This is a genomic window from Paenibacillus sp. GYB004 (assembly GCF_036577605.1).
GTDB lineage: Bacteria > Bacillota > Bacilli > Paenibacillales > NBRC-103111 > Paenibacillus_AB > Paenibacillus_AB oceani.
The window spans coordinates 36,969-48,903 of the sequence record NZ_JARBDB010000063.1 but is presented as its reverse complement, the minus strand read 5'-3'; the positions used below and the strand labels follow the sequence as shown (position 1 = coordinate 48,903).

The window sequence follows — 11,935 nt, the reverse complement described above, 5'->3', positions numbered from 1 at the left end:
CCGGATGGAAGGAACTTGATGCTGAAGCGCTGTTTGGCGTTTTTTAGCGCGAATTCATTCCGGTGCCGTTCTCTTCTTATGGCTCCAGGGCCATTTGTATAGAACGTGCGGCTGCTTCCGGATGCGATATCGGGAACTGGTGGGCATAGGGCAGCGGTGTCACCCGGAATGCATCCATGGAGCGGGGAAGCGCGTGCTCCGTATCGGTTGTTCCCCACAAAATCGCAACTTGCTTCGGATTCCAGCGTGCCGGATGGACGGTTATATGTTCAGGTCTGGACAGGCCGCTCATCACTTCGGCGGTCGTTTTCCTTACTCGTGTAGACTTACATTCATTATGCACATAAGAAAGATAGCTTTCGGGAATTTCTTCGGCGGTAGCGAAGCTTTTGGTTTGAAGCATTTTTTTCTTTAATGAAGATTCGGATAGGAACTGTAAGCCGGTTTGAGTCCGGAATGAAGAACGATACCGGGAGCTTATGGACTGCAGCACAGGCTGAAGCAGCACGGCTTTTTCAATACGGTCGGGTATGGTCTCCAGCATCTTCGCGGCCAAATATCCCCCGAACGAATGCCCCACGAGGATCACTTTCGAATCCAGGCTGCGTATCAGCTCCTCCACAGCGCGCTCGAAGCCTTGCAGACCGGAACTCTTATGGTGGTGATAGGGAGAACGGCCGAATCCGGGAAGATCGGCGAGATAGATCGGATGCCCCAGCTGGGCCAGGGACTGTGCCATCGGCAGCAAAGCCAGCGAGGAGCTGAACGTGCCGTGAACGATCACGATCGGGATTCCGCTTCCTTCGCTTTCGATCGTGGCCAGACCGGCCCTTCTATGGAATCGGAACGGCTCGGGCAGACGGACAGCTCCATGGGACAGCCGGTAATCCAAGTCGGTGATGACAAAGGGCAAGGTCGATTCGTTTACGGACAGATTCAGGTTGTATTTCGTCTCTATCGCCCGCTTGGAGGCCGTCGGGAACTCGGATTGCACGATGAAATCCACGGACTGTCCGGGAAGCTGCAATAGTTTGTCGGCACCGCCGTTCAGCAGCTTCTTGATGAGGCGGGGCGGGATCGAGCCGATTGGAGCGGCTGCCCGGACCTCTCTGGCAATGAGCCGGACCAGCTCGGTGATGCCGGGGCTGTTCCGCATGTCATCCAATAAATAGTAGGTGTCGCTCACCGGATTCGCTTCCTCCGCCAAGGCGGAAATAAACGCCGCGACATGATCGACGTGCACGAGCGGAAGCCAGTGGTCCGGGCCGCCCGGAGCCAGAGCCATCAGATTTCGGCGCACCGCATTCACCAGGATGCCGAGCCCGCCGGTCTGTTCGGTCATTCCCGTGTAGGAGTCGCCGATCACTACGCTCGGGTTCACTACAGATAGCGGGATTCCCCAAGCATGCAGCTTCTGGCGGATCAGGAGATCGGCCTCGAACTTCATTTTCTCGTAGGGAGGATCTGAGCGATGGTCGTATGTGCGGGCATGGCCGTCATTATCGCGTTCCGAGTAAGGCGACTTGAAGCCGACGACGTGGATAAAATGCCGGAGCCCGCTTGAGTCGTGAACGGTTTTGGCGAGACCGGCGATTTCTTGAGCGGCGTGGACAAACAGCTGACGGGCTTCCTCCTCCTGCAGAAGAATATCCATCGGCCCGCCGGCGTGTATGATGGTGTCTACGTTGCGGAGCAACTGCCGATCCTCCGGACCGAGGCCGAGCGAGGGTTTCGTCAGATCGCCGCGAACCGCCGTTATCGAAGACATGTCGCTGCAGCCGACCTCCTTCATCGCTTCGGCCAGCCTTGCTTCAGAACGGACCAGCACGTAGAGGCGATGTTTCGCTTTCGCCAAGGCCGCGACCACGCGCCGCCCGATAAACCCGCTGCCACCTGTTATGAATATCGAACTCATGATATACACTCCTTTTTAGTACTGCATGGTACTAGTTGTGGGTAAAAAAATTACTTCAGCATATAAGCCAAAGTTTGTAAAAGGTTGGGCAGGAAAGCGGAGTCTCTATGGGTATGCTGCAGAAATAACCCGCCCTCGATCGTGGAGACGATCAGCTCTGCGATCCGCGAGACAGGCAGCCCGGGCTTGAATTCTTGTCTATCAATGCCTTCCTGCAGCAGCTTCTCCAGCGTGAAGATCTGGTTTTGGAAAAAACGGGCGATCTCCTCTCTGACGAAATCCGATTCGTGCGACGTCTGGACATAAATCGTAAGGAAGGGGCAGCCGCCCAGGCTATGGGGCTGCTGCTCGGCAATCACCTCGGCGAACCGGCCGATTCGTTCCGTCACAGTCAACTCGGTCTGACTTGCGATGTCTTCGATGATCTGGTTGTAGGTCCCGGTCATCTGGCGGACGATGGCGGCCAGCAGCTCTTCCTTGCTTTTGAAATGGTAATAAATGTTCGTTTTGGATACTTTGCTGGCCGTGACGATTTCATCCATGCTGGTCACTTGGTAGCCTTTCTCCAGAAAAAGGACGGTTGCCGTTTGCAGGACGATATCGCGGTTGGAACGTTTCGCTTTTTTGATCATACTAGAACTATACAGTACTAATTAATGAATTGTCAAATAGCGGATTGCTTAATGGCATAAACCGTACAGGCGATTAACAATAAGCCGGATACATTAATGAAGCTCCGGCGATTTGTCATGTGACAAACTCATGACACCGATCACTACTTTAGAACCAGGTTATTCTCTATAATCAATGTCAGCAAAGCGAAAGAATTGATTAAAAGCATGTTGGGGGAGATTGGAAGTTTGACCAAACCAGGCGAAGGTATTGAGAAGACAGGTTGGCGATAGTTTTCGTACATAACCAATAAGGAAAGGTCGTTTGTATCGGATGAGCACCAGTCAGTCGTTTCGTTTCGGAGCTTTTATTCATGGCAAATCATTCACCAGCTTGATCTTGACAGTCGTTTTCCTGAACGCGATTGTGATCGGACTTCAAAGCTACCCGCAAGTGAATGCGGCGTATGGATCGCTGCTACAAAGCTTGGATCTCGTGTTTTTGATGATTTTTACGGTGGAAGTCGTATTGAAGATATTCGCAGACCGGACGAACTATTTCAAGGACGGCTGGAATGTGTTTGATTTTATCGTTGTTGCGGCAAGCTTACTCTTCATCAGCTCCCCATTTGTAAGCGTGCTTCGAATCTTGAGGGTGCTGCGGATTTTGAAGACGATCTCTTCGATCCGCTCGCTGCGCCGAATTATTACCTCGCTCTTCATGGCCATTCCGACGATCGGGAGTATCGCGCTGCTTATGATCATCGTGTTTTATATATACGGTGTGATCGGGGCTACGTTTTTTGCGGAGATTTCTCCGAGTTATTTCGGTAATTTGAGCAAGTCGTTGATCACGTTGTTTCAAATCGCGACCTTTGACGACTGGGCCAACATTTACCGGCCGATCGCCGAGACTACGCCGCTCTCTCTTCTTTATTTCGTGACGTTTATTTTCATCGCGGTATTCGTCATGCTCAACCTGGTCGTCGGGGAGATTGTCAACAACGCGGCCAATATCCAGAACGAAGTTCAAGAGATTGAGAAGGAAGTTCACGAGATCAAAGCGGACTCCTCCGAGATCGCGCTGCTACGGGAAGAAGTGAAGGAATTGAAGCAGCTGCTGCTGGAAGAACGGCAATATCGGCATGATCGAGCGGTGTAGCCGGACCCGGGAGGCGCCAAGTCGGAAACGCATAAAACCGGAATCGGGCCTATGGGCGGTATGCCCTGAACAGTCAGCAAACGTCTTAATCAGAGCGTCCGGCTGTGTTACGGATCAGAGGAATTTCTAAGGGAGGTTGCCCGAGATGAAAGTTTTTCGGATGCTGGCGGTAATCGCGCTCGTCCTGAGTATGACTCCTGCTCTTGCTCAATCGGAAGGCGTGGAAGCTACACGATACATCCAAGTCAGAGCGGCATCCTCGATGCTCGCCCTGCTCCGGTCGTCGGCGGAGAGTTACATGGAGCAGCATCCGGATATAGCCATCTCCGTAACCGGTTCGCAGAGCGGGTCATTCCGGGGGATGAAGTCGATTATCGAGGGCACTTCGGATATCGGCGGCTCTTCGTCGGAGCCGGATGAAGTTCATATCCAGATGATGGAGAAAAAAGGCGTGAAGGTTACAGGAGATATCGTCCAGAATGACGCGGTCGTTCCGATCATCCATACCGGCAATCCGGTTACGGGCCTGTCACTTAAACAGCTCAAGCAGATATATACCGGAGAGATCCGCAATTGGAGCGAGGTCGGTGGGAAGGACATGCCGATCCGCGTCGTCTCTCAGCTTGGGAATACGGGAGCTTACGAAACGTGGAGTAAAGTCGTACTCGAAGGAACGGCGATGGTTACGCCGAGCGCCGCATTTCTGGATACGGCCAGCGCCGTCAAATCTGCGGAGACGAACGAAGGGACGATCGCGTATTCGGGTTTTACGAACATCAACGGCAATCAATCGGTCAAAAAGGTTGTTGTTGACGGAATCGAGGCGAACGAGCGGACGATTCGGGATTCGACTTTCCAGATCAAGCGATCTTTGGCTTTGTATACGCTGGAGGGGGCTCCCCAGGAAGTCCAAGATTTCGTCAAATACGTGCAGACACAGGCTAATCAATCGAAACCGTAAACTATAAGGCCAAAGGATGATCGGATCGAGATGGGACCAATCGGACGGAAAGTGGGCCTGGGCGCCGCCATGCTCTTATGCATATCCCTGTTCACTGCGGGATGCGGACTGCTGAATACGGCCAAAGAAGACAACAGCCTGCTGGTTGCCGGAACGAAACAGTTCTCCGGCTATTCCGGCTTGTTTCAGGCGGAGTTTGCCAAACAGTACAAAAACACGCTGGTCGTCATCCAAGAAGGAGATACGACGCCCGGTATCCTCGCACTCCGCAACGGCGCCATCGATGTGGCAATCGCTTCCCGGGATCTGAACGAAAATGAAGACGACAAATGGACGCAAAGCCACCTGATAGCCAAAGATGCAATTCATCTGATCGTTCATCCGGGCAACCCCGCGGCGGATCTGACGATGGCCCAATTGAAAAGTATACTCACCGGCAAGGTGGACAACTGGAAGCAGCTCGGAGGACCCGATATGCCGATTGCACTAGTCTTTACGGGCCTGGCTTCGGATACGTACGGGGGACTCAGCGATCTGGTGATGGAGGGCGAGGAGATGGCCGCCAAAGCGGTGACCCGGGCTACGGGCAAGGAAGTGGTTGAGGACGTTGCAGCGGACAAGCAGGCCGTCGGTTTTGTCGCAACGAAGGATTTGGATGTCAAGGTCAAGGCTCTGACCGTAAATAACGTGGAAGCGAACCGGACTACGATCTACTCAGGCCGATACCCGCTGACCCGCTCGATTTACTTCGTAGTCCAATCGGAGCCGTCGGAGCTGACCCGCAAGTTTGTGGATTTTTTTCTGGGCAAGGACGGACAGGCTTTGCTGCGTAAAGAAGGAGCGCTGCCTATCCATTAGAAATGAAAATAGACCGAATGGCGAGGGACAACCATGGAAGCCGAACAACTTTTAAGCAGCGAAGCGCTGTCCAAATTTCAGCGGAAGGCCTGGTTTCGCAAAACGGTCGCCGTCATTCTGATTGGGCTGATTCTCGCCTTAACGGGATATTTCGTATACGGCCTGATTCCGAAGCAGTACACGTTAACCATTACAGGGGGAGATATTCTCGGCAACCGGCATCTGATCGCTAAGGTGCTTAAAGATGAGGCGGCCCCGTATGGAGTGAACCTGATCATTCAGCCGACGGAAGGTTCTGTGGAGGCGATTAAGCGCGTTAGCGAGGGGAAGCTGGATATCGCCCTTGTGCAGAGCGGGCTGGAGGATAAGCTGCCGAATGTCGAGCATGTGGCCACGCTGCCCGCAGAGGTTACTCATTTTCTGGTGAAGCCGGATATCCGGGAGATCGAGGATTTGAAGGGGAAAGTGATTAATACGGGCTCGAAATCGGACGGCACCCGGCTAACGACCAAGCAGGTGCTTGATTTCTCCAATCTGGAGGCCGGCGTCGATTATATCGAGACCAACTACAGCTTCGAGCAGTTGGTGAAGATGAAGTCGGACAAGCTTCCGGACGCGATCGTGAACATCTCCTACTCGCCCTCTTTTGTGGCGGATTATTTGGTGAAGGAAAGAGGGTATTCCGTACTTGAGCTGCCATTCCCTCCGTCTCTGGCTCTCCGTTACGGCTGGGTGGGGGACGGGGCGAAGATTTTGGCCTATACGTACAACACGATCCCGCCGGTGCCTGCTACGGATATAGCTGCGGTAGGCGTCAATCTGCAGATGATCGCGAATTCGAATGTACAGCCTGAGGCGGTCTCCAAACTTCTGGAAGTGCTGTACAGCCCGACAGTGGTGAACCGGATCAATCAAAAGGTGGACGAGTCGAATATAACAACGGCGGCGAGTTATCCGATCTCTTCGGGAACCGTGGCGTATTTAAAAAGAAATGAATCGTTTTTCTCTCAGGAAACGATGGAACAGTTGAAAAATTTGCTCGGCTTGCTGTTCACGCTCGGCTCTTCCTCCTTAATCGTGCTGAAATGGCTGAAGGGCGGCAGGCTGGACGATGATCTGGAATTTAAGGAGTACATCGCCCTCGTATCCGCTATCGAGAAAGAAATCGGTGAGCTGGAACAACAAGGCGGTCTTGAGGCGGAACAACTTGTGCAGTTATCGTACAGACTGACAGCGTTAAAAAGCGAAGCGCTGGAGAAATACAATCAAAGCAAGCTGAAGGACCCGGCTCTAATGGATACCTTCCTGTCCAGCGTGACGGATACGCGCAATTATGTAGCGTTACTGATGGAGCGTATACGAACGGCGTAGCAGATGCGCCGAAAACGAAGTTTGCCCTGATCGATGTCGTGAACCTCCATGCTGCCGGCTCACGACTTGTGACGGTGGAGGTGTTCGACTGGTCTAACGGATCGCCGGTTCCTCTGAGAGTAAGTCCATGCGGCAGCAGGTCGTGTGCGATAAGAGTAAGGGCCGTATCGAAAGTCAGGTTCAAGTACGAGGTTCGCCTGACTTAGCGGGCCGACCGCAAGCTGATCGCGAACGTATTCGGTGTAACGAACGCACCGTTTACGCCGCAGGAAGGGGATACCGTGCTGCAGCGGAATTTGGTGCGGATTCGATAATGTACCTGGAGAGAAGTTGAACTGAAACCCGCTTTCATTGCGGGTTTTTGTTGTTTGGGGAGAAGTTCCTACGGATATTGATACATGATCGATCGTCCGAGTACATCCGTTTGAACCACAGTATATGTCCTTAATCAAGAAGCAGTCTTTGCAGATCCGTTCTGCGAGGGCTGCTTTTTCATTGGACGGAAGGTGTGTCGTGTAAGCTTTTTGTAAGAGCGGGTGTTGTAAGATGTGGGAAAGTTTGCATTTCCTAAATGGAGTTTGGGGGAGGATGGAATGACTGCTACGAGGAAGCGGGTCGTGAAAGGATTGCTGGCCGCTCTGCTGCTGATGCCATTGCCGGTTCATGGCGCCGGATTGTGGTCGGAGTCGGACTATGGGAGCGGCACGACTGGCAGCGGGATCTGGTCGGATCTGGAATGGCAGACGGGCAATCCGGGAACGACGTCAGCCGACGGCGGCACGGCAGGCACTGGAGGCGGGAACGGACTGGGGATAGAATGGCAGACGGGCAATCCGGGCACGACGCCGGCGAACGGGGGGACGACAAGCACCGGGGGCGGGAACGGACTGGGAATAGAGTGGCAGACGGGCAACCCGGGAACAACGCCGGCGAACGGCGGAACGACAAGTACCGGAGGCGGGAACGGACTCGGTGTAGAGTGGAGAACCGGCACCCAATCAGGTACGGCTCCGCAAGGCGGCCAGCAGAACAACAACCAGAACAACAACCAGAACAACCAGCAGAACAACCAGCAGAACAACCAGCAGAACAACCAGCAGAATAATAACCAGCAGAACAACAACCAGCAGGGGGACCGGTCCGCGTTCACTCCCCCGCCAGGCATGACGGAGATTGAACTGTACCGGCATGCCTATCAGAAGGACGACACCGTGTACATTCCGTTGACCTATGTCATCCGGGCGATATCCGACCAACAGGAAGACGACATGAAGAGTGCCGCAAGGTATTACAAGGGCACGGACATGAGGGACTTCCTCTACTTGAAACATGGAGATCCTAGGGTGTACCGTTCCAGCTGGGCCTACGATTATACCCGAACGAGTTTCGACTTGTCTGAGCCGGTATTCGAGAACGAAGGGTGCAGCGGTCATTATTCGTGCTGGTACGTTCCCCTGGACAGCCGGATAACCGAATACTTCGGCTACAAGGCCGAATGGAGGCCGGAAGACCGGGTCGTTACGCTGGGCTCCAAATACTATTTTAAAGTGTACGACGATCACTGGAACCGGCAGGAGCAGTTATGGCGGGGCCAATATATCGGGACGTGGGATGTATTCCGTCACGGATTGGCCGATACGGTGCAGGAGAGCTGGGGAACGCTGGAGATCCGGGAGGACGGTACGATGGTATGGGATGACCGCGTCCAGGTGAACCGGGGCCGGTGGATGATGAGCTCCGATACGAAAGGATTGGCCAGGACGACGAACGGATTTAATAACTACGGATGGAACCTGGACTTTATCGAAGATGGTACGTTGAAAATTTACGGGCATGCGATGACGTTTATCGGGTTCAAACGGTTTACGCCGAACGAATCCCCATTTGTTCCGCCCGCAGGCATAAAAGAAATCGCGTTGAAAACGCCTGCCTTTACCGAGAACGGTCAACTGTTTATTAATGCTGGCGCGCTCCGATCGCTGAAAGCATCCTTCAGCGGCAACCCCAGCTCGATGAGAATTACTAGAGGCACGGAGACGCTGTCCATTCATGTGGACAATTCGACTTTCTTTATCAACTACCCCGGCACGGTCAAGCCGCTGTCGGCCAAACCGCAATTCATCGACGGGATCTGGTACATCGCCGCCAAAGAACTGATGGATTTTCTGAACTACCGGATGACGCTTGACGTGAATAACCGGGTACTGCTTTTGGATGACGAGTTTTTCCTGAAAATTGTAGAGAAGCCGGGCGAATAAGCGGAAATGAGTGAAGGAGGAAGGACGTATCTTGAAACGAAAACGGGTAGTAGGAGCGATATGCGCCCTATGTCTAATCAGCATGCTGTGGTGCGGCGCAGCCAGCGCGAATCAAGCCGGAGATCGGGTTCATTGGTCCGCCGTGAAAACGTTCATCTACGAGGGGCTGCATCCGTATACGTTGAACTGGAGCGGGGACGTGCTGGATCGCGGGGGATTATCGCTAGCAACGCTTAAAATCACTACGTCGAGTAAGGACGCGGACATCGTGATTAACCAATACGGCGCGATGGGAGCGGCAGGGATCTTAAAGCTTGCCGGAGAGAAGCTGGAGGAGGCGACGGACCGTCCGCGCTCCGGCTTCATAAACTCGGTCACGCTCGAAGAACAAGCGTTATATCTGATCAAGCTGCACGACGGTCAACTCGCTAAAATCCGTATCGACTCGTTGTCGGCAGGCAAAGCGTCTTTCTCTTATGTAACCGAGGCAAAAGCAACGCAGTCGTCGTCGCCAGAAACTTCCACGGAAGGCGGCAAAAGCCAGTCCGGACCCGGCACAACACCCGAATCTGCGGGAGCCGGCGCTCCGAAACAAACACCGGCTCCGGATACGGCCGAGGGGATGCGTTGGTCCGACAGCTACGAAGTGCCGGTACCGGAGCAGCTCCCGTATCCGCTCAAAATTTATTTGACCTTGGATAGCACGGAAGCTTCGGTTCACGACAAGCGTAACCGGAATACGGACTACCGTCTTCATACCGCACCATTTCTGCTGGACGGCCGGACGATGGTTCCGCTTCGCTTCATCGGAGAGGCGCTTGGCGCCAAAGTGGTCTGGGGAGCCGAGGACCAGTCGATCACGCTGCTGAACAACCCCGGCATAACGATCCAGCTGTGGATTAACAACAAGCAGGCCATCGTGAACGGGAACACTTACGAGCTGGATGTGGCGCCCGTCATTCACGGGGAGTCTGCGGTTATTCCTTTGCGTTTTGTGAGCGAGCACTTGAACATGTTCGTCTATTTTAATCAAGGCGATCTTTTGATTACCGACACCGAGAACCCCTATTTTGAAATCGGGGCGGATCTCAAGCCCTCTTCATCGGCAGAACCCGAATCCTCTTCGGCCGCGGATACGGAGGATGCAGCCTTTTTCTACGGCACATGGAACTTATGGATTCCGGGAGGATACGCCCCGACAAGTTCGGTTACCCATGGGGACGGATCCCGGACGGTCACCCATTCATATACCCCGGGAGCCGCCGGGGACTGGATCGAAATACGCGAGGACGGCACTTACGCCTGGCTGGATCTGGGCAAAACGTACGAGGGGAAATGGGCCGGAAGCGGCAGCGTAATCACGTTGCTGGGCGGACCGATGGATTCGGATTGGTCGATGCGCAAGGAAAGCGACATTGAAGTCAAGATTTTTGCGTGGGGGCTGGAGTATAAAGGTTCGAAAGCGTCGGAATAGCCATATCTCATGTGCGATCAAAAGACACCTGCGAGGGTGTCTTTTGCTTTAAAGAGTAAAGAATTGAAGAACCCACACGTTTCTCCCCGTGCTGGGGTCAGAAGGGCGGAGGTGTGGTTGGGATGCAGATTTGCCAGGAACAGGGGGCGGGCTGGAGTGCCTTGCAGTTGGATTAAATTCCAATATTTTAAGTATTGACATCGGATATGATAACGATTATCATTTTCAAATGGGTGGTAATAATTTTATTACTAGTAAATTGATCGGTAAAGTTAGTGAATTTATTCATATCGCTTAGGGGGATTTATTTTATGAACAGGTTGAATAGGCCGCTACTTGTGTTTGCATGTGTCCTGCTTGTATTCCTGACAGCCGCTTGCGGAGCGGGAAGCAGCGCTCCCAAGGAATCCGGGACGCCCGCGCCAAGTCCGGCTCCGGAAGCTTCGTCGGGAAGCAGAGAGATCCAGCATGCTCTTGGCACGACGGTGATCAAAGGAACGCCGAAACGCGTAGTTGCGCTGGAATGGTCCCTTGTGGAGCATTTGCTGGCGGTAGGCGTACAGCCTGCCGGGATCGCCGATATTAAAGGATACAAAACGTGGGTGAACATTCCCCCGCAGCTCGATGCAAGCGTTGCCGACGTAGGTTCGCGCACGGAGCCGAGCCTGGAAGCGATCGCGGCCTTGAAGCCGGATCTGATCATCGCTCCGGACTTCCGGATCAAGTCGAGCTATGAAGCTCTGAGTAAAATTGCTCCGACACTTGCTTTCAATCCGTATCCGGCGGAAGGATCGGGCAACCAGTACGACGAGATGGAGAAAACGTTCAAGACGGTGGCCGAGCTGATCGGCAAAAAAGCGGAAGCCGACAAAGTGCTGAGCGATCTGCAGAAGTCGTTCGACGAATCCAAGGCGAAGCTGAAAGCGAAAGGCAAGGAAGGGGCGGAGGTTGCCGTCACCCAGGCGTATTCGCAGCAAAACGCCGCCGTCCTGCGGATGTTTACCGACAACTCGATGCTGTCTCAGATTATGCACCGGATCGGACTGAAAAATGCGTTCAAATCGTCGAAGTTCGAATCCAACGGCTTCTCGACGACCAGCGTCGAAGCGCTGCCAGCGGTCCAGAACGCCAATTTCATCTATATCGTTCAAGACAACGACAACATATTCGACAAGCAGCTGAAAGACAATGCGGTCTGGAACGGACTGACGTTCGTCAAGGAGAAACGCACGTACAAGCTGCCGGGCAATACGTGGACGTTCGGTGGACCTCTGTCTGCCAAATCGATCGCTGATCTCGTAACCGACTCCCTCACCAAATGACCA

General features: G+C 53.6%; 9 protein-coding genes. 7 read left to right on the top strand and 2 right to left on the bottom strand.

Going from position 1 to position 11,935, the window contains the following annotated elements; genetic code table 11:
- Positions 1–76: 76 nt before the first annotated feature.
- Together PV433_RS27755 and PV433_RS27750 are read right to left on the bottom strand one after the other, a co-directional pair.
- The gene (locus PV433_RS27755) at positions 77–1,915 is read right to left on the bottom strand and encodes an alpha/beta fold hydrolase (protein ID WP_332075282.1); all 1,839 of its coding nucleotides are present in this window, start codon (positions 1,913–1,915) and stop codon (positions 77–79) included.
- A gap of 50 nt (positions 1,916–1,965) precedes the next feature.
- On the bottom strand, positions 1,966–2,547 hold the full coding sequence (locus PV433_RS27750) for a TetR/AcrR family transcriptional regulator (RefSeq protein ID WP_332075281.1): 582 nt from the start codon (positions 2,545–2,547) through the stop codon (positions 1,966–1,968).
- 313 nt (positions 2,548–2,860) lie between these two features.
- Between PV433_RS27750 and PV433_RS27745 the strand changes: the two genes are divergently transcribed.
- The 7 genes from PV433_RS27745 to PV433_RS27715 all read left to right on the top strand — a co-directional run bounded on the left by PV433_RS27745 (position 2,861) and on the right by PV433_RS27715 (position 11,932).
- The gene (locus PV433_RS27745; RefSeq protein ID WP_332075280.1) at positions 2,861–3,688 is read left to right on the top strand and encodes an ion transporter; all 828 of its coding nucleotides are present in this window, start codon (positions 2,861–2,863) and stop codon (positions 3,686–3,688) included.
- Positions 3,689–3,833: 145 nt separating this feature from the next.
- Positions 3,834–4,649, top strand: coding sequence for a substrate-binding domain-containing protein (locus PV433_RS27740; RefSeq protein ID WP_332075279.1), 816 nt, complete (start codon positions 3,834–3,836; stop codon positions 4,647–4,649).
- Positions 4,650–4,679: 30 nt separating this feature from the next.
- Entirely contained in the window at positions 4,680–5,507 is an 828-nt protein-coding gene (locus tag PV433_RS27735; RefSeq protein ID WP_332075278.1) for a phosphate ABC transporter substrate-binding protein, read from the top strand.
- Between the two features lie 33 nt (positions 5,508–5,540).
- Positions 5,541–6,878, top strand: a complete 1,338-nt coding sequence (locus PV433_RS27730) for a TAXI family TRAP transporter solute-binding subunit (protein WP_332075277.1) — start codon at positions 5,541–5,543, stop codon at positions 6,876–6,878.
- 593 nt (positions 6,879–7,471) lie between these two features.
- The gene (locus PV433_RS27725) at positions 7,472–9,136 is read left to right on the top strand and encodes a hypothetical protein (RefSeq protein WP_332075276.1); all 1,665 of its coding nucleotides are present in this window, start codon (positions 7,472–7,474) and stop codon (positions 9,134–9,136) included.
- Between the two features lie 31 nt (positions 9,137–9,167).
- Complete coding sequence (locus PV433_RS27720) at positions 9,168–10,610, top strand: copper amine oxidase N-terminal domain-containing protein (protein ID WP_332075275.1); 1,443 nt, start codon at positions 9,168–9,170, stop codon at positions 10,608–10,610.
- Positions 10,611–10,921: 311 nt separating this feature from the next.
- Positions 10,922–11,932, top strand: a complete 1,011-nt coding sequence (locus PV433_RS27715; protein WP_332075274.1) for an ABC transporter substrate-binding protein — start codon at positions 10,922–10,924, stop codon at positions 11,930–11,932.
- The last annotated feature ends 3 nt before the right edge of the window (positions 11,933–11,935 follow it).

Bases quoted from the DNA above. Each gene is read 5' to 3' on its own strand.
- PV433_RS27755 (WP_332075282.1), bottom strand. From the start codon at position 1,915: ATGAGTTCGATATTCATAACAGGTGGCAGCGGGTTTATCGGGCGGCGC.
- PV433_RS27750 (WP_332075281.1), bottom strand. From the start codon at position 2,547: ATGATCAAAAAAGCGAAACGTTCCAACCGCGATATCGTCCTGCAAACG.
- PV433_RS27745 (WP_332075280.1), top strand. From the start codon at position 2,861: ATGAGCACCAGTCAGTCGTTTCGTTTCGGAGCTTTTATTCATGGCAAA.
- PV433_RS27740 (WP_332075279.1), top strand. From the start codon at position 3,834: ATGAAAGTTTTTCGGATGCTGGCGGTAATCGCGCTCGTCCTGAGTATG.
- PV433_RS27735 (WP_332075278.1), top strand. From the start codon at position 4,680: ATGGGACCAATCGGACGGAAAGTGGGCCTGGGCGCCGCCATGCTCTTA.
- PV433_RS27730 (WP_332075277.1), top strand. From the start codon at position 5,541: ATGGAAGCCGAACAACTTTTAAGCAGCGAAGCGCTGTCCAAATTTCAG.
- PV433_RS27725 (WP_332075276.1), top strand. From the start codon at position 7,472: ATGACTGCTACGAGGAAGCGGGTCGTGAAAGGATTGCTGGCCGCTCTG.
- PV433_RS27715 (WP_332075274.1), top strand. From the start codon at position 10,922: ATGAACAGGTTGAATAGGCCGCTACTTGTGTTTGCATGTGTCCTGCTT.